The sequence below is a fragment of the Embleya scabrispora genome, from assembly GCF_002024165.1.
Taxonomy (GTDB): domain Bacteria; phylum Actinomycetota; class Actinomycetes; order Streptomycetales; family Streptomycetaceae; genus Embleya; species Embleya scabrispora_A.
Genome location: NZ_MWQN01000001.1, coordinates 1,079,955 through 1,097,676, shown reverse-complemented (window position 1 = coordinate 1,097,676; position 17,722 = coordinate 1,079,955). Strand labels below are relative to the sequence as shown.

Here is a 17,722-nt window from a genome sequence, read left to right as displayed (position 1 = left end):
CTCCGGATCGCTGTGTCGCGCTGTGCCGGTCTTCCGATCGGCAGCATAGGCGTCTCGGTACGCGAGATTCGCATCCCACGTACGTCCCGCGCCAGCCCCCCTCGGCCACTTCCGGGTCCGGCCCGCCGCGTGTTCGCGGTCGCGCGTTTCTCATCGCACCTTAAGAAACGCCTCATCCGGCTCCCAGGCCGCCGCGACACCGTCCGACCATGAGCCTGACGACACCCACGCGCACCCGGATCGTGGACGTGGTGGTGCCCGTGTACAACGAGGCGCACGTGCTGACCGCGAGCATCCGGCGCCTGCACGCCTACCTCCTGCGCGGCTTCCCGTACGCCTTCCGGATCATCGTCGCGGACAACGCCAGCACCGACCGCACCCATGCGGTGGCGCGCGAGTTGGCGCGCGAACTCCCGCACGTCCGCGCGGTCCACCTGGACCGCAAGGGCCGCGGCCGCGCGCTGCGCAAGGTCTGGACCGAGTCCGACGCCGACGTGGTGGCCTACATGGACGTCGATCTGTCCACCGACCTGGACGCGTTCCTGCCGCTGGTGGCGCCGTTGGTCACCGGACACAGCGATCTGGCGATCGGCACCCGCCTCGCCCGGTCGGCCGACGTGGTGCGCGGGCCGCGCCGCGAGGTGGTCTCACGGTCGTACAACCTGCTGCTGCGCGGGGTGTTCGCGGCGCGCTTCTCCGACGCCCAGTGCGGCTTCAAGGCCGCCCGCACGGTCGTCGCCCAGGCGCTGCTGCCGCACGTGCACGACGAGGAGTGGTTCTTCGACACCGAACTCCTGTTGTTGGCCGAGCGCAACGGGCTGCGCATCCACGAGGTCCCGGTGGACTGGGTCGACGATCCGGACAGCCGGGTCGACGTGCTGCACACCGCGATCGACGATCTGCGCGGCATGGCCCGCGTCGCCCGGCGGATCGCGGCCGGCACGTTTCGCGTCCCGGTCCCGGCCCGGGTGCGCGAGGCGCGGCTGCCCACCGGGATGCGCGCGCAACTTCCGCGCTTCGCGACGATCGGCGTACTCAGCACGCTGGCCCACCTGGTGCTGTACGTGCTGCTTCGGGACGGCCTGGGCGCGCTCGCCGCGAACGCCCTCGCGCTGAGCGTCACCACGATCGCCAACACGGCGGCCAATCGGCGCTTCACCTTCGGGGTACGCGGGCGCGCCGGTGCCTGGCGCCATCAGGCCCAGGGCGGCCTGGCGTTCGTCGTCGGCCTGGGCGTGAGCAGCGCCGTGTTGGCCGGATTGCACGCCGCCGTGGCCGGTCCGTCCCGAACGGTCGAGTCGGTGGCGCTGGTCGGCGCCGGCGTGGTCGCCACCATCGTGCGTTTCCTGCTGCTGCGGGTCTGGGTCTTTCGCGCCGCCCGCCGCCCGACGGGCGCGACGGTGCCGAATCCACCCGCCGGCGCGGCCACGACAGGCCCGAACGCACCGACGGTGTCGGTGATTTCCATCACGTCGGCGGGCGCCGCCGAGAGCACGTCTCGCGAGGAGGACGCATGACCGCCGTGGTGGTTCCGCTGCCGATCCCCGCTCCCGGAGTCGGGGGCGCGGCCGATCGACCCTGGTACGCCCGGCTGGTGCGCGGACGTGAGGCGGACGCGCCGTGGGTGCGCCCCGCGCTGCTCGCGCTGCTCGTCGGTACCGGCGCGCTCTACATCTGGGGCCTGGGTGCTTCCGGGTGGGCCAACTCGTTCTACGCGGCGGCCGTTCAGGCGGGCACGGAGAGCTGGAAGGCGTTCTTCTTCGGCTCCTCCGACGCGGGCAACTCGATCACCGTCGACAAGACGCCGGCGGCGCTGTGGGTGATGGGCCTGTCCGCCCGGATCTTCGGGGTCAACGCGTGGAGCATCCTGATCCCGCAGGCGCTGGAGGGTGTGGCCACGGTCGGTGTGCTCTATCTCGCGATCCGTCGCCGATTCCCGGCCTGGGCGGGCCTGTTGGGCGGGGCGGTGCTGGCGCTCACGCCGGTCGCGGCGCTGATGTTCCGGTTCAACAATCCGGACGCGCTGCTCGTCCTGCTGCTCACCGTCGCCGCGTACGCGGTCCTGCGTGCGCAGGAGAGCGGCGCCACCCGCTGGTTGGTTCTGGCGGGGGCGTGTGTGGGGGTCGGGTTCCTGGCCAAGATGCTCCAGGCGTTCCTGGTCGTGCCGGTGCTCGCGGCGGTGTATCTGCTGCTGGCGCCGGTGGGCTGGTGGCAACGGGTGCGACAACTGCTCTCGTCGGGGCTGGCGTTGCTGGTCGCGGGCGGGTGGTGGGTGGCGATCGTGGAACTGTGGCCGGAATCCTCGCGCCCCTACATCGGCGGCTCGCAGCACAACTCGATCCTCGAACTGACGCTGGGTTACAACGGGCTCGGTCGGCTCAACGGGGACGAGACCGGCAGTGTGGGCGGCGGCGGGCCCCGGGGCCGCGGCTGGGGAGCCACCGGCTGGGACCGGATGTTCAGCGCCGAAATGGGCGGCCAGATCTCGTGGTTGTTGCCTGCCGCGCTGATTCTTCTGGTGGTGGGCCTGTGGTCGACCCGCCGGGCGCCGCGCACCGATCCCGCCCGGGCGGCGCTCGTGCTGTGGGGCGGATGGCTGCTGGGCACCGGGCTGACGTTCAGTTATATGGCGGGCATCTTCCACGCCTACTACACGATCGCCCTCGCGCCGGCGATCGCGGCGCTGGTCGCGATGGGCGCGGCGCTGTTGTGGGAGCGGCGCCGAATGGTGCGGGCGGCGGCGGTCGCGGCACTCACCGTGGCGGTGAGCGCGTGGTGGTCGCACCACCTGCTGGGCCGTACGCCGGACTGGCACCCGTGGTTGCGGCACGCGGTGCTGATCGGCGGAGTCGTCGGCGCCCTGGGTGTGTTCGCCGTCGCGCTCACCGCGCTGCGCGGGCTTGCGCCGGTGGCGGCCGGGGTGTCCGCGGTGGCGTTGCTGGCCGGGCCGGCGGGCTATACCTGGGCCACCGTGACCACGGCACAGCGCGGGTCGATCCCGAGCGCGGGTCCGGCGGGGGCGGGCTTCGGACGGGGATTTCCGGGCGGGCCGGGGGGCTTTGGTGGACCACGGGGCTTCCCGGGCGTGCCGCCGGGTCAGGCGCCGGGCGGTCAGGTGCCCGGCGGACAACCCGGCGCGGAGGCGCAGGTGTTCCCCGGAGCGCCCGACGGCGCCGGCCGTACCCGCGGGCAACGCCCGGGCATGGGCGACGGCACCGCCCCGCAGGACGGAGGGGGCACGGCACGCCGACCCGGCGGCGGCATGGGCGGCCTGCTCAACGGCAGCACGCCGGGCAAGGAGGTCGTCGCGGCGCTGAAGCGCGACGCCGGCCGCTACACCTGGGTGGCCGCCTCCGTCGGCTCGAACAGCGCGTCCGGCTATCAACTGGCCACCGGCGACCCGGTGATGCCGATCGGCGGCTTCAACGGCAGCGACCCGTCGCCGACCCTGGACGAATTCCGCAAGCTGGTGCGAAACGGCCGGATCCACTACTTCATCGGCGGCGGCCTCGACGGGATGCGCGGCATGGGCGGCGGCAACACCGCGCAGGAGATCGCGACCTGGGTCGAGCGCACGTTCACCGCGACCACCGTCGACGGGGTCACCCTCTACGACCTGACCGCGCCGGAAGGGAACGTTACCGACGAATCGTCACCAAACGCCTGACGGGTTGTCAATCCACCTGCCGCGTGCGGCAAACGGCGGGCCCCGATGATCCGTAGGATCCCTCCCCGTGACGATCAAGATGCGAAAGGTCGGGGCCGGGTTGATCGGCCTGCTGACGACCTTGGCTGTCGTGGGCGGTTCCGCGCCGTCCGCGATGGCCGACGAGACGAATTCGACCGCGCCGCCACCGAAGGTCGAGTTGATCCTCGACGTGAGCGGCTCGATGAAGGCCAACGACGCCGGCGGGATGACCCGCATCGACGCGGCGAAGAAGGCCTTCAACGAGGTCGTGGACGGCGTCCCGGAACCGGCCGACTTCGGCGTCCGGGTGCTGGGTGCGACGTACCCGGGCAACGACAAGGCCAAGGGGTGCGTCGACACCCAGCAGTTGGCCCCGGTCGGCAGGCCCAACAAGGTCGTGATCAAGAACGAGATCGCCAAGTTGCAGCCGACCGGCTGGACGCCGATCGCACTGTCCCTGCGCGAGGCCGCCAAGGACCTGGGCACCGGCACCGGTACCCGGCGCATCGTGCTGATCACCGACGGCGAGGAGACCTGCGCGCCGCCCGACCCGTGCGACGTGGCCCGCGAGTTGGCCGCCTCCGGCCTCAACCTCGTGGTGGACACCCTCGGCCTGGTGCCCGACGAGAACACCCGCCGGCAGCTGTCCTGCATCGCCGAGGCCACCGGCGGTACGTACACCTCGGTGCTGAACGCCGACGAGTTGTCGCAGAAGGTCCAGCAGATCGTCAAGCGCGCGGTGCGCGAGGTGGACGAGACACCCGCTCCGGTCAAGGGCAGCCCGAACGGCTGCCAGGACGCCCCGCTGCTCGGGCCCGGGGTGTACAGCGACCGCGAGGAGTTCGGCCAACACCTGTGGTACAAGGTCCCGGTCAAGCCGAACCAGGAGTTGCGGGCCACCGCGACGGTCGGCGCCGACCGCAAGGTGGCGCGCGACTACGACGTGACGGTCACCGCGTTCGGCGAGGACGGCCGCGAACTGGTCGGCAACGCCGGTGCGGGCAACGGCCGTACGGACGTCCAGTCCGCCGGGTTCCGCTACCCGTACAAGACGGACAACGACCACGCGAAGACGAAGACGGTCTGTCTGGTCGTCACCAACGCGTTCGCCGCGCAGCCGAACGTGGCCACCAAGCCCGGTCTGCCGCTGGAGTTGACGGTGGACCTGGTCAAGGCCACCGACAGCAAGGCCGCGAACGTGCACGGCCTGGGCCGGGGTTGGGTGTTCCTGGGCGTGCTCGCCGGATTCGGCCTGGTCTCGGGCCTGTTGGCCGGCTGGCTGCGCCGGGCGTTCAAGGCTCTCGGAAAGGCGATGTCATGACGGCGATCCGTACGATGAGGCGGGCGCTCGCGGCGGTCGCCGCGGCGTTCGTCGGGGTGACGCTGTTCGCGGGCGCGGCGGCGGCCGATCAGGACGTGCCGCCGGGGACCACGTTCCTGGCCGCGGGCACGCTCAAGCTCGGTGAGGACGCGCGCTGGTCGGCGTCCGAGGGTGAATACCTGTACTGGCAGTTCCCGGCCAAGGCGGGCAAGGAGATCCACGCCAAGGTCGATCTGGACCTGGCGTCCGGCAACGCCCGCACCGGCCCGGTGACCTACCGGATCGAGATCTACGACGGCCTGCGTCGGCGCCAGCCGTGCGTCGAGGGCAAGCAGGTCGCCACCGCGCAGAAGACCGACACCAAGCTCGCGCTCACGTGCGTCCCGCGGGTGGTGCGCGACTGGGCCGAGCCGTGGTCCACCGACCCGCTGCCCGGGATGTACTTCGTCCGGATCGCCGCGATGGACGTGCCCGACCTGGACGCGGGCGCCGCGGTCAAGGTGGCGGTGCGGGTGGACACCGAGGACGGCGACGACCAGGTGCCGACCTCGGACCGCAAGCTGGCCGATCCGCTGGTACCGATCACCAAGGCCGGCGCGGTGCTCAAGAGCGGGCAGACCGCGGACACCCGGTCGGTCGCGTGGGACCAGGAAGAGGACCACTGGTACCAGTGGGACTGGATGGACGGGCCGAACGCGCGGTGGTTCTGGACCGCGATGGCGACGTTCGTCGCGGTCGTGTTCGGGATCCTGGGCTATCAGCTCACCCGGAAGAAGCGGCACTGGTTCAGCTGACTCCGGTGGTGCCTTCGTGGTGACTCCTTGGCGGTGACTCCTTTGCGGTGATCCCTTCGCGGTGATCCCTTTGCGGTGACCCCGGCCGCGGTTCCGCGTGGAGAACCGCCCCGGCGCAGCCCGTGCCGGGGCGGTTCGCCACAATTCGGGAGTCGTGCCGACACCGAATCCGAGCCGGACCCCGATCCGACGACGCAGGGAGCCATCATGATCATCGAACACGCGGACATCACCGTCACCGCCGGCCGCGAGGCCGAATTCGAGGCCGCGTTCCTGCGCGGGCGCGAGGTGGTCGCGAAGTCGGCCGGATTCCGCTGGGCCCGGCTGGTGCGCCAGATCGAGTCGCCCACCTCGTACCTGCTGCTGATCGGCTGGGAGACGCTGGAGGCGCACACGGTCGGCTTCCGCGAGTCGGAACTGTTCCCCCAGTGGCGCGGCATCGTCGGCGAGTTCTTCGCGGTGCCGCCGACGATCGTGCACTACGAGAGCGACCTGACGCCGGCCGACGAGCGCTGAGCCACCTGGTCGCCCGAGGCCCCCGTCCCGGTTTTCTTGGGGCGGGGGCCGCGGTGTGTCCAGGCCGGGTCAGCCCGGCGGCGTCTCCCGGGTGCCCGGCAGGTGGATCCTGGCGATCGTGCCCGGGCCGTCGGCGGCCGGTTCCAGGGTCACCGTGCCGCCGCCGTCGGCCACCGTGCGGGCGACGATGGACAGGCCCAGGCCGGAGCCGGGCAGGCCGCGGGCGGCGGGCGCGCGCCAGAAACGTTCGAACACGTAGGGGGCGTCGGCGGCGGCGATGCCCGGGCCGTGGTCGCGCACGGTCAGGCGGCCGTCCGCGAGCCGGACCGTCACGACTCCCTCCGGGCCACCGAACTTGAGCGCGTTGTCCAGCAGGTTGACCACCGCCCGCTCCAGCGCGGCCGGTTCGCCGCGCACGTACCAGGGGCTGACGTCCACCACGATCCGGGCGTCGGGGGCCCGCAACCGGGCCCGCTCCGCCGCGCGTTCGACCGCGGTGTGCAGCGCGGCGGCCTCGGCCGGCGGCCGGCCTTCCACGTGGTCCGGCCGGGCCAGCAGCAGCAGATCGCCGACCAGGTCGGAGAGTTCGACCAGTTGCGCCTTCACGTTGTGCAGCAGGCGTTCCTTGTCGGCCGGCGGGATCGAGCGCCCGGTCTGTTCGCTGCGCAGCAGCAGGTCGGTGTTGGTCCGCAACGAGGTGAGCGGGGTGCGCAGTTCGTGCCCCGCGTCGGCGATCAGTCGCTGCTGGCGCAGCCGGGACGCCTGGAGCGAGGCCGTCATCGCGTTGAACGAGCGCCCCAGGCGGGCGATCTCGTCCTTGCCCGCGACCGGGATCACCGTGTCCAAGTCCTCGGTGCGGGCCACGTGTTCGGCCGCCTCGGTGAGCCGGTCCACCGGCCTCAGCGCGGCGCGGGCGACCAGCAGGCCCAGCGTGGCGGCGCCCAGGATGCCGATCGCGCTGACCGCGACGAGCCACGTGGCCAGGCTGTCCAGCGAACTTTCGATCTCGTCGAGCGGCCGGGACACGGACACCGCGGTGTCCCGGCTGACGTGCTGCGTCATCACCCGCACGTGCTGCCCGCTCTTGGTGGTGGCGTCGTGGAAGACCACCTTCTTCGTGCCCGACGTGTTCGCCGCCACCGCCTTGTCGTCCTCGGTCACCGGCACCGGGCTGACCGGCACCGCGCTGCTGCCCTGCTGGGTGCAGAACCAGCCGTCGCCGCGCACCACCTGATACGTCAACAGGCCGCGCTGGAACGGCGGCGCGGGACGCAGGCAGATGTCCGCGATGGTCGTCGCCTGGCCGCCGCGCGGATTCAGGAACGGTGTCCCGGTGGTGGCCAGGGTCCGGTCCATCTGTTCGCGCAGCTGATTGCGGGTCAGCACCCAGCAGGTCACCGCCGCCGCCGCGACCGCGAGGGCGACGGCGAGCGCGGTGAGCAGCGCCAGGCGGGCGCGCAGCGGCAGGTGACGGCTCATCAGGACGGCGCCTCCGCGGTGCGCAGGACGTAGCCGACGCCGCGAACGGTGTGCACGAGCCGGGGCAGGCCGCCGGCCTCGGTCTTGCGTCGCAGGTACATCACGTACACGTCGAGCGAATTGGACGCGGGTTCGAAGTCGAACCCCCATACGTTGTGCAGGATCTGCTCCCGGGTCAGCACCTGGCGCGGGTGGGTGAGCAACAGTTCGAGCAGGGTGTACTCGGTGCGGGTCAGATCGATCGTCCGGCCCGCGCGGGTGACCTCGCGCGAGGCGGTGTCCATCCGCAGATCGGCGTAGGCGAGCGCGTCGTCCCGGGCCTCCTCGCGCGTGCCGGCCATCGCGCTGCGGCGCAGCAGCGCGCGTACCCGGGCCAGCAGCTCGTCCAGCTCGAACGGCTTGACCAGGTAGTCGTCCGCGCCCGCGTCGAGCCCGGTGACCCGGTCGCCGACCGCGTCGCGCGCGGTGAGCATCAGTACCGGGAGCGTGTCGCCCCGGGCGCGCAGTCGACGGCACGCGGTCAGCCCGTCCATGCGGGGCATCAGCACGTCGAGCAGCACCAGGTCCGGTTCGTCGCCCGCGATCGCGGTGAGCGCGGCCACCCCCTCGTCGGCGAGGGTGACCCGGTAGCCCTCGAAGCGCAGGCTGGATTCGAGGGCCTCGCGGACGGCGGGCTCGTCGTCCACGACGAGAATGTGCGGCGGCGTTCCGGTGTCGGCGGCGGGCGTCATGGCGGGCGTCATGGCGGGCGACTCCTTCGTTCGGCGGCGGATCCCGGGGGATCCGGTTACTCCGGGTCGCCCCACGGTCGCACGCGGACACCCTCCGTGTGGACTCGGTACAAAGCGTGTCGTGCCAATGTGCGCGCTCGACATGAAAGGAACATGAATGCGACGCGGTTCGATCGAAGCCGACCCCCGCGTGTGAGGATCGAGGTATCGCGGCGGTCCCTCGCGCGTGCCGATCGAGGTGGTGTCCTCGGTCGACCGAGCGGGGGGCCGACGACACACGCGGGTGCCGCGACCGGCAACATACGCGGCACCGGGCGCGCGGTCCGGGCCACCCCCGAGTCCCCGCGCCGATCGCCCCGAACCCGGAGGTACACCGTGGAGCCCGAGCCGGTACGCACGAGCCTGGACGACCAGCCCGACCGCCCGCACCCGACCGACGATCCGGTCCGGATGACCTTGGACGACGGCATCGCGACCATCACCCTCGACTCGCCCGCCAACCGCAACGCGCTGTCCGCGCGCCTGGTCGCCCGGCTGCGCCACCACCTCGCCGAGGCGGGCGCGGACGAGCGGGTGCGGGCGGTGGTCCTCACCCACACCGGGCCGACGTTCTGTTCGGGCATGGACCTGCGCGAGGCGGCGGCGGGGGGGATGGCCCAGGGCGCGGAGCAATTGCTCGCGCTGCTGCGACTGGTGGTCGAGGTGCCGGTGCCGGTGGTCGCACACCTGCGCGGCAACGCACGCGCCGGCGGGATCGGCCTGGTCGGCGCGGCGGACCTGGCGATCGCGCCGGCACAGGCCACGTTCGCGTTCACCGAGGCGCGACTCGGGCTCAGCCCGGCGGTTATCTCGCTGACCACCGCGCCGCGGATGGACCCGCGCTCGGTGTCGCGGTACTACCTCACCGGTGATGTGTTCGACGGCGCCGAGGCGGAGCGGATCGGCCTGCTCACCCGCGCGGTGGACGGCCCCGAGGGTGCGGACGAGGCGGTGGCGGCGCTGGTCGCGTCGTTCCGGCTGTGCTCGCGGCAGGGGCTGGTCGAGTCGAAGAAGTTGACGATCGGCGCGCTCCAGGCCGGATTCGACCGGGACGGGCGGGCATTGGCCCGGCGCTCGGCCGAGCTGTTCGCCTCGGCCGACGCGACGGAGGGGATGGCGGCGTTTCGGGAGAAGCGGGCGCCGAAGTGGGTGAGCGAGGGCGGCACCGGATGAGCAAGGACCGACGGGGAGTTGCCACGACGTGACCGACGAACTCTTCCCCGTGCCCCGGGAGCGGGTCGAACTCGCGCCCGGGGCCTGGCACGTACCGGATTGGCTGTCCCTGGACGAGCAGCGGGAGTTGGTGGCGGCGGCGCGATCGTGGGCCGCGCCGCCGGCCGGCATGCGGCATACCGTGATGCCTTCGGGCGGGGTGATGAGCGTGCGCAGCGTGTGCCTCGGGCTGCACTGGGAGCCGTACCACTACAGCGAGTTCCTGCCGGACGGTACGCCGGTCAAGCCGTTCCCGGCACTGCTCGGCGCGTTGGCCCGGCGGGCGGTCGTCGAGGTGTACGGGTCGGTCCCGTCCGACCCGTACGACATCGGCCTGGTCAACCACTACGACGCCGGCGCGAGCATGGGCCTGCATCGCGACGCGGACGAGGAGTCGCCGGCCCCGGTGGTATCGCTGAGCATCGGCGACAGATGCGTCTTCCGCTTCGGCAACACCGAGACCCGCACCCGCCCATGGACGGACGTAGAGCTGTACAGCGGCGACCTGATCGTCTTCGGCGGCCCATCCCGACTCGCATACCACGGCGTGCCGAGAATCCGCCCGAGCACGGGCGACCCGGCGACGGGCCTGGCGAGCGGGCGACTCAACATCACGATTCGGGCGATGGGGCGGAGGACGGGCCGATAGGGGAGGGGCGCGAGAAGTGGGAGGCGAAGGAGACCGGGGGAGGACGGCTGAGTTGCTCATGCTGTCGCGCCGCACGAACCCGTCCATCCTGCGGCAGGACGCGCCGGGCGTCGTGATCACCACAGGGGTCCCGGTCAACCCCGTATCGGCCTACACCAAGGGTGCGGCCGGGGCCGGCGTCGCGGTGCGCACCTTGGGGTGCCGCCGTTCGCGTGGACGGCCGCGCACGCCTCGGCGCTCACCCGGCTTGTGGCGGCTCCGAACCCCGCCCTGGCACAAGTTGCGCTCGTAGGTGCGTACCGGAATCCCCGACCCCTGCGTGGGCTCGGGCCTCCTTGCGCTGTGCGTCAGATCCCTTGCACCCGTACCACGGTGATGGTGAGAACGCCCGCGCTCACTATGTACTCGGCGATGACCGATCCACAGGTCACCTCGCGCCGGTCCTTGTGGTACGTCTGCGAACTGCCGCACCCGTAGGGGTCGTTCGCGACAGCGGCCATCCCTCGGTCTAGGTCGGCGCGCTGCCGTGAGGACAGGTCACGTACCGCCCTTTCGCACTCGGGACTGAAAGCGATCCTGTACGACATTCAGATCCTCCCCCATGATCAGGTCCGCCTCGGCGTCGAGGGCGAGCCCTTCGATCCTGTCCATCTCGCGTCGGGTGGCCGCATCGATCTCCGGGCGGGTGCGACGTGACCACCGGTTCATGATCAGGGGCATGTCCCGCGCAGGGGTGTCCTCGATTACCTTGGTGAACTCGTCGCGCTGCTCCGCCGGAAGGGCCTCGCGGATGCCTGCGATCGTGGCCGGGATCTCGATCAGCTCATCACCCAGCCACGTCCGGAACACCCGCCCGTCCGGTTCGGGCCCGTCGTCCTGGCTCGCGTGCTCGTCGGTGTGCTCGTCCATAGGCATCCTTCGGTGTGCGTCACGGCCCGGCTACGTTCAGTGTGCCTCGGGTTCGGCTCGTCGGTGAGGCCATTCGTCGAAGTGAAAGCCGCGCACCCGGCGCGAAGTGGGGTGCCGCAGTTGGGGCATACGCGTGAGCCGACTTCTGGGATGGGGTGAACGGGTTGCGTGAGTATTCCGGCCGGCGCGAACTGTACGTCACGAGTGTGTGAATGCGGCCACGCCGTCGTTGCGGCCGGGCGTAGCCTCCCGGGACCAGAACTGTGGGGGGATCATGCACACTCGTACCATCGGCGTCGTCCTGGCCGTCGGCTGCACGCTCGCGCTCGCTGCCTGCAACGGACGCGACGACAAAGTCGTCACCAAGGCGAACAACCCGACGATCATCGACAAGTCAGTCACCGAGCCGCCCGGCGGGGCCGTGTCGCCGACGGTTGCCGCCCCGGCCGGCCAGGCCACAACCGCGCCCACCTCGGCCAAGCCGAGTGCGCCGCCCGCCGCCAAGGTCGGCGACACGCTCAGCCTGACGAACACCAAGGGCGTCCCGGTCGACGTCACCCTGGTGAAGCTCGTCGATCCGGCCGCGTCGTCGAACCAATACCTCAAGCCCAAAGCGGGTAATCGGTACGTCGCGGTTCAGTGGAAGATCGTCAACAGCGGTGACCAGCCGATCACCGACACGCCGAACTACGGCTCTCATCTGATCGACGCCGACGGTCAGCAGTTCAGCAGCACCTACAGTGAGACCAGCGCCGGCCCCGCGTTCCCGTCGAGCGTGAGCATCCCGCCCGGTGGCAGCCGACTCGGATTCGTCACCTACGAGGTCCCCACCGACTCGAAGATCACGACGATCCAGTTGCAGATCAGCATGATGTCCACCAACACCGGTCAGTGGAACGTCTGACCCTCTCCGACGCTCACGACAACTCGCAGCACTCGCAGCACTCGCGACACCCGAGGCCCCCGCGACCCGAGCGCGCGGGGGCCTCGGCCGTCCTCCCGGTATCGCAGTCGACGGCTTGTCGCCACCGGTCCGGTCGAAGGTCGCGGGCCGGGAGTGCGGTCGCGCGGCAGGCTACGCCGTTGCTGCTGCCAACGCTGCCAGGGTCATTCGGGTCAGCATGGGGGCCAGGATGCGTTGGGGGGTGCGTAGGGTGTGGGGGGTGGAGTTGATCAAGCCGAAGGCGGCGTGTACTGCGGCTCTGGCCTCTCGGTCGTCCAAGCGGTTGGGGTGGGCCTTCATCGCGACCTCGACCCAGAGTTCCACGTAGGCGCGCTGGACGCGGCGGATGCGGTGTCGCTCGGCCGTGGGGACCTGGTTGAGCGCGTGGTCGTGCAGCGTGATCAGGTCCGGGTGGCGCAGCGCGAACTCGACCTGGCCCTCGATCAGCGCCGACAGCGCCTGCGTCGGGTCCTCGATCGACGCCCGCAGCTCGCCCCGGGCCAGCAGCTGCTCGCTGATGTCGACCAGCAGCTCGGTGAGCATCGCCTCCTTGCCCCGGAAGTGTTTGTACAGCGCGGGGCCGCTGATGCCCACCGCCGCGCCGATGTCGTCCATGCCCACGCTGTGATAGCCGCGCTCGGCGAACAGCCGGGCGGCCACCTGCAGGATCTGGTCTCGACGGCTCACGGTCATGTGTCCATGCTAGACACTCGGATTAACCGTGGTTAACCTCGGGGGCAGGTGAACGAAGGTTAACTCGAGGCGGTGTCATGGAAAACGTGCTCGGCACAGCCGCCGACCCGGGGTCCCAGGCGTTCCGGGCCAACGCGGACGCCCACGAACGCGCGGTCGGCGAACTGCGCGCCCGGTTGGCGGCCACGGCGTTGGGCGGCGGCGAACGGGCCCGGGAGCGGCATACCGCGCGGGGCAAACTGCTCCCGCGCGACCGGGTGGAAACCCTGTTGGACCCCGGCACGCCGTTCCTGGAGATCGCGCCGCTGGCCGCCGACGGGATGTACGGCGGCGACGCGCCGGCCGCCGGGATCATCGCGGGCGTGGGCCGGGTCGCCGGTCGCGAGTGCGTGATCGCGGCCAACGACGCGACGGTCAAGGGCGGCACCTACTACCCGATGACGGTCAAGAAGCACCTGCGGGCCCAGGAGATCGCGCTGGAGAACCGACTCCCGTGCCTGTACCTGGTCGACTCCGGCGGCGCGTTCCTGCCCATGCAGGACGAGGTCTTCCCGGACCGGGACCACTTCGGGCGCATCTTCTACAACCAGGCGCAGATGAGCGCCCGGGGCATCCCCCAGATCTCCGCCGTGCTCGGCTCGTGCACCGCCGGCGGCGCGTACGTGCCGGCCATGAGCGACGAGACGGTGATCGTGCGTGACCAGGGCACCATCTTCCTCGGCGGCCCGCCGCTGGTGAAGGCCGCCACCGGCGAGGTGGTCAGCGCCGAGGAACTGGGCGGCGGCGACGTACACGCGCGCATCTCCGGCGTCGTCGACCACCTCGCGGCCGACGACAAGGACGCGCTGCGGATCGTCCGCGACATCGTCGGCACCCTCGGCGCCCGGCCGCAACTGCCCTGGGACGTACGCGAAGTGGAGCCGCCCGCCGTCGACCCGGCCGGGCTGTACGGGGTCGTGCCGCCCGACGCGCGCACCCCCTACGACGTGCGCGAGGTGATCGCCCGCATCGTCGACGGCTCGCGCTTCCACGAGTTCAAGGGCGAATACGGCACCACCCTGGTCACCGGCTTCGCCCGGATCCACGGCCACCCGGTGGGCATCGTGGCCAACAACGGCATCCTGTTCGCCGAATCCGCGGTCAAGGGCGCGCACTTCATCGAACTGTGCGACCAGCGCGGCATCCCACTGCTGTTCCTGCAGAACATCACCGGCTTCATGGTCGGCAAGGACTACGAGCACGGCGGCATCGCCAAGCACGGCGCCAAGATGGTCACCGCGGTGGCCACCACCCGCGTGCCCAAGCTGACCGTGGTGATCGGCGGTTCGCACGGCGCGGGCAACTACTCGATGTGCGGGCGCGCCTACAGTCCGCGCTTCCTGTGGATGTGGCCCACCGCCAAGATCTCGGTGATGGGCGGCGAACAGGCCGCCACCGTGCTCGCCACCGTCAAGCGCGACCAGATCGAGGCGCGCGGCGAGAGCTGGGACGGCGAGGAAGAGTTCAAGCAGCCGATCCGCGAGCAGTACGAGCGGCAGGGCAACGCCTATTACGCGACCGCACGCCTGTGGGACGACGGGATCATCGACCCCCTCGACACCCGCACCGTGTTGGGCCTGGCCCTGACGGCGTGCGCCAACGCGCCGCTGGCCGAGCCGCGCTTCGGTCTGTTCCGGATGTAGAGGGGTCACGACGTGTTCGACGCAGTACTGGTCGCCAACCGAGGCGAGATCGCGGTCCGGGTGATCCGCACGCTGCGCCGCCTGGGCGTGCGCGCGATCACCGTGTACGGGCCGGGCGACGCCGCCGCGCGGCACGTGCGCGAGGCCGATGCCGCGGTCGAGGTGCCGAGCTACCTGGACGTGGACGCGGTGGTCGCGGCCGCCGTGCGCGCCGGGGCCCGAGCGGTTCACCCCGGTTACGGATTCCTGTCCGAGAACGCCGCGTTCGCCGCCGCCGTGGCACGCGCCGGGCTGGTCTTCGTCGGGCCGCCGGCGGGGGTGATCGAGTTGATGGGCGACAAGATCCGGGCCAAGGAGACGGTCGCCGCCTACGGCGTCCCGGTGGTTCCCGGCGGCGGCGCGGCGGGCATGACCGACGCCGAACTCGCCGACATCGCCCGGGAGATCGGCTTCCCGGTGCTGATCAAGCCGTCGGCGGGCGGCGGCGGCAAGGGCATGCGCCTGGTGCACGACGGCGCGCTGCTCGCCGACGAGATCGCCGCGGCCCGGCGCCAGGCCAAGGGCGCCTTCGGCGACGACACGCTGCTGATCGAGCGCTGGATCGACCGCCCCCGGCACATCGAGATCCAGGTGCTCGCGGACACCCACGGCACGGTCGTACACCTGGGCGAACGCGAGTGCAGCCTGCAGCGCCGGCACCAGAAGATCATCGAGGAGGCGCCGTCGGCGCTGCTCGACGCCGACACCCGGGCCGCGATGGGCGCCGCCGCCGTACGGGCCGCCCGGGCCTGCGGATACGTGGGCGCCGGCACGATCGAGTTCATCGTGCCGTCGGAGGATCCCGGCTCGTTCTACTTCATGGAGATGAACACCCGCCTCCAGGTCGAGCACCCGGTGACCGAACTGGTCACCCGCGTCGACCTGGTGGAGAGCCAACTGCGCATCGCCGCAGGTGCCGCGATCGGCAAGTCGGACGTGTCGATGCACGGGCACGCGGTCGAGGCGCGGATCTACGCCGAGGACCCCGATCGGGGCTTTTTGCCCACGGGCGGCCGAGTGTTGACGGTGTGTGAGCCGGAACTCGACGGCGTCCGGGTCGACTCCGGGCTGCGCGAGGGCGGCGAGGTCGGCAGTTCGTACGACCCGATGCTGGCCAAGGTGATCGCCTACGGCGACGACCGCGCGACGGCGATCAGCCGACTGCGGGCGGCACTCGCCCAGACCCGCGTGTTGGGCGTGACCACCAACCTCGGCTTCCTGTACCGCCTGCTGGGCGATTCGGCGGTGCTCGCGGGCGACCTGGACACCGGCCTTGTGGAGGCCAGGACGGATGAGCTGACCGGGCATCCGGCGCCGCCGGAGGTGGCGGTGGCCGCGGCCCTCGCGGCCCGCGCCGAGCGGGTGCCGGCCGACGGTTGGGCGGACCCGTTCGCGGCGCAGACCGGCTGGCGGGTGGGCGGACCGGCCTGGGACACGCACGTGTTGCGGATCGGGCCGGGCGAGCCGATCGAGGTGCGGGTGCGCGACGGCGAGGTCTCGGTCGACGGCGGACCGGCGGTGTCGGCTTCGGTCTCGGCGGTGCCGGGCGGGCTTTCGGTCGCGTACGACGGGCTGACCCGGCGCTTCGACTACGCCGCCGAGTCGTCGGGCGTGCGCTGGCTCGCCTACGGACCGGACACCTGGCGGGTGAGCGAGGTGGACACCGTGCGGGCCGAGGCGGCGGGCGGTGCGGCCCACACCGGTGCGCTGACCTCGCCGATGCCGGGCACGGTGACGGTGGTCAAGGCCGCCGTCGGTGACCGGGTCGCCCGCGGACAGACCGTGGTCGTGGTGGAGGCGATGAAGATGGAACACGCGTTGACCGCGCCGTTCGCCGGTGTGGTCGCCGAACTGGGCGCGGTGGTCGGCGCGTCGGTGGCGATGGACCAGACGCTGGCGGTGGTGGAGCCGGACGCGGCGGCGAATGAGGCCGAAGCCGGCGGGACCGACGGAGAGGCGGCGGGGCGATGACGCGTCGACTGCCCGATGTGCGCCCCGAACCCGGGCTGCCGGAGCGGGTGTTCATCCACGAGGTGGGCGCCCGTGACGGACTCCAGAACGAGTCCGGCGTGGTACCCACCGAGGCCAAGATCGAGTTCGTCCGCCGGCTGGCCCGCGCGGGCCTGGGCACGATCGAGGTGACCAGCTTCGTACCGCCCAAGTGGGTTCCCCAACTCGCCGACGCGGGGGAGGTGTTCGCGGCGGTACGGGCCGACGCCGAGATCACCGCCGCCGATCGCCGGCTGCCGGTCCTGGTGCCCAACGACCGCGGCTTCGACCGCGCCGTCGAGCTGGGCGCCGACCGCATCGCGGTCTTCGGCAGCGCCACCGAGACCTTCGCCCGGCGCAACCTCAACCGCACGGTGGCCGAGTCGTTGGCCATGTTCGCCCCCGTGGTCGAGCGGGCCGGCGCCGCCGGGATCGACACACGCGGCTACCTGTCCATGTGCTGGGGCGACCCGTGGGAGGGGCCCGTCCCGCTCGACCAGGTGGTGCGCGTCGGCAAGGCCCTGGTGGACATGGGCTGTTCGCAGCTCAGCCTGGGCGACACGATCGGCGTGGCCACCCCCGGACACGTCACCGCGCTGCTGGCCGCGTTCGCCGAGGCGGGCGTGCCGGCGTCGCGCATCGCCGTGCACTTCCACGACAGCTACGGCCAGGCACTGGCCAACACCCTGGCCGCGCTGCGCTTCGGGGTGACCACCGTGGACGCCTCGGCGGGCGGCCTGGGCGGTTGCCCGTACGCGGAGAGCGCGACCGGCAACCTCGCCACCGAGGACCTGGTGTGGATGCTGCACGGCCTCGGCATCGAGACCGGCGTGGACCTCGGCGCACTGGTGGCCACCAGCGCCTGGATGGCCGACCTGCTCGGCCGGCCCAGCCCCTCGCGCGCGGTCCAGGCGCTGATCGGCAAGCGGATGGACGCGCACGGCCTCGTGCTCGCCGACCCGACCACCGACCCCGCCACCACCTCCGCCGCAGGCCCGGGCGCGTAGCCGCAACCGCCCGGCAACCGCCCGCCCGGCA

Annotated in this window: 16 protein-coding genes; 11 read left to right on the top strand and 5 right to left on the bottom strand. The window is 71.8% G+C overall.

The features are described 5' to 3' along the window. Positions 1 to 209 precede the first annotated feature (209 nt). The 5 genes from B4N89_RS04905 to B4N89_RS04885 all read left to right on the top strand — a co-directional run bounded on the left by B4N89_RS04905 (position 210) and on the right by B4N89_RS04885 (position 6,319). Complete coding sequence (locus tag B4N89_RS04905; protein WP_235618471.1) at positions 210 to 1,517, top strand: bifunctional glycosyltransferase family 2/GtrA family protein; 1,308 nt, start codon at positions 210 to 212, stop codon at positions 1,515 to 1,517. Further along, positions 1,514 to 3,667 (top strand): ArnT family glycosyltransferase, encoded by a 2,154-nt coding sequence (locus tag B4N89_RS04900; protein ID WP_201260786.1) that lies wholly within the window; start codon positions 1,514 to 1,516, stop codon positions 3,665 to 3,667. Before B4N89_RS04905 ends, B4N89_RS04900 begins: the two co-directional genes overlap by 4 nt. 67 nt (positions 3,668 to 3,734) lie before the next feature. Continuing rightward, on the top strand, positions 3,735 to 5,009 hold the full coding sequence (locus B4N89_RS04895; RefSeq protein ID WP_235618470.1) for a VWA domain-containing protein: 1,275 nt from the start codon (positions 3,735 to 3,737) through the stop codon (positions 5,007 to 5,009). Further along, positions 5,006 to 5,803: a hypothetical protein gene (locus B4N89_RS04890; RefSeq protein ID WP_078974627.1), complete on the top strand. Its 798-nt coding sequence runs from the start codon at positions 5,006 to 5,008 to the stop codon at positions 5,801 to 5,803. Before B4N89_RS04895 ends, B4N89_RS04890 begins: the two co-directional genes overlap by 4 nt. 207 nt (positions 5,804 to 6,010) lie before the next feature. Continuing rightward, on the top strand, positions 6,011 to 6,319 hold the full coding sequence (locus B4N89_RS04885; RefSeq protein WP_078974626.1) for an antibiotic biosynthesis monooxygenase family protein: 309 nt from the start codon (positions 6,011 to 6,013) through the stop codon (positions 6,317 to 6,319). A 69-nt stretch (positions 6,320 to 6,388) separates the two neighbouring features. Here B4N89_RS04885 and B4N89_RS04880 read toward each other — a convergent pair whose 3' ends face one another. Both B4N89_RS04880 and B4N89_RS04875 read right to left on the bottom strand, forming a co-directional pair. Next, positions 6,389 to 7,798, bottom strand: coding sequence for a sensor histidine kinase (locus B4N89_RS04880; protein WP_078974625.1), 1,410 nt, complete (start codon positions 7,796 to 7,798; stop codon positions 6,389 to 6,391). Beyond that, positions 7,798 to 8,529, bottom strand: coding sequence for a response regulator transcription factor (locus B4N89_RS04875; RefSeq protein ID WP_078979118.1), 732 nt, complete (start codon positions 8,527 to 8,529; stop codon positions 7,798 to 7,800). Before B4N89_RS04875 ends, B4N89_RS04880 begins: the two co-directional genes overlap by 1 nt. Positions 8,530 to 8,904: 375 nt before the next feature. On the opposite strand from B4N89_RS04875, the gene B4N89_RS04870 reads away from it, so the two are divergent. Continuing rightward, the gene (locus tag B4N89_RS04870; RefSeq protein WP_235618469.1) at positions 8,905 to 9,741 is read left to right on the top strand and encodes an enoyl-CoA hydratase family protein; all 837 of its coding nucleotides are present in this window, start codon (positions 8,905 to 8,907) and stop codon (positions 9,739 to 9,741) included. A 28-nt stretch (positions 9,742 to 9,769) separates the two neighbouring features. Beyond that, on the top strand, positions 9,770 to 10,429 hold the full coding sequence (locus tag B4N89_RS04865; protein ID WP_078974624.1) for an alpha-ketoglutarate-dependent dioxygenase AlkB family protein: 660 nt from the start codon (positions 9,770 to 9,772) through the stop codon (positions 10,427 to 10,429). Between the two features lie 347 nt (positions 10,430 to 10,776). Here the strand turns inward: B4N89_RS04865 and B4N89_RS50625 are convergent, their stop codons facing one another. Next, positions 10,777 to 10,929 (bottom strand): hypothetical protein, encoded by a 153-nt coding sequence (locus tag B4N89_RS50625; protein ID WP_201260785.1) that lies wholly within the window; start codon positions 10,927 to 10,929, stop codon positions 10,777 to 10,779. Between the two features lie 37 nt (positions 10,930 to 10,966). Next, the gene (locus tag B4N89_RS04860) at positions 10,967 to 11,338 is read right to left on the bottom strand and encodes a hypothetical protein (protein ID WP_078974623.1); all 372 of its coding nucleotides are present in this window, start codon (positions 11,336 to 11,338) and stop codon (positions 10,967 to 10,969) included. A 208-nt stretch (positions 11,339 to 11,546) separates the two neighbouring features. Here B4N89_RS04860 and B4N89_RS04855 point away from each other — a divergent pair, with 208 nt between their 5' ends. Further along, positions 11,547 to 12,242 carry a DUF4352 domain-containing protein gene (locus B4N89_RS04855; protein ID WP_143657842.1) on the top strand — a complete coding sequence of 232 codons (696 nt, stop codon included), beginning with the start codon at positions 11,547 to 11,549 and terminating at the stop codon, positions 12,240 to 12,242. A gap of 171 nt (positions 12,243 to 12,413) precedes the next feature. On the opposite strand, the gene B4N89_RS04850 is transcribed toward B4N89_RS04855, so the two are convergent. After that, a complete protein-coding gene (locus tag B4N89_RS04850; RefSeq protein WP_078974621.1) occupies positions 12,414 to 12,974 on the bottom strand; it encodes a TetR/AcrR family transcriptional regulator in 561 nt (186 codons plus the stop codon). A 77-nt stretch (positions 12,975 to 13,051) separates the two neighbouring features. Here B4N89_RS04850 and B4N89_RS04845 point away from each other — a divergent pair, with 77 nt between their 5' ends. Genes B4N89_RS04845 through B4N89_RS04835 form a run of 3 tightly spaced genes read left to right on the top strand, consistent with a single transcriptional unit; the run spans position 13,052 to position 17,691 of the window. After that, positions 13,052 to 14,656 carry a carboxyl transferase domain-containing protein gene (locus B4N89_RS04845; RefSeq protein ID WP_078974620.1) on the top strand — a complete coding sequence of 535 codons (1,605 nt, stop codon included), beginning with the start codon at positions 13,052 to 13,054 and terminating at the stop codon, positions 14,654 to 14,656. 12 nt (positions 14,657 to 14,668) lie between these two features. Then, the gene (locus B4N89_RS04840) at positions 14,669 to 16,666 is read left to right on the top strand and encodes a biotin carboxylase N-terminal domain-containing protein (RefSeq protein ID WP_078974619.1); all 1,998 of its coding nucleotides are present in this window, start codon (positions 14,669 to 14,671) and stop codon (positions 16,664 to 16,666) included. Next, positions 16,663 to 17,691: a hydroxymethylglutaryl-CoA lyase gene (locus tag B4N89_RS04835; protein ID WP_078974618.1), complete on the top strand. Its 1,029-nt coding sequence runs from the start codon at positions 16,663 to 16,665 to the stop codon at positions 17,689 to 17,691. The genes B4N89_RS04840 and B4N89_RS04835 overlap by 4 nt, the downstream gene beginning before the upstream one ends. Positions 17,692 to 17,722: the final 31 nt, after the last annotated feature.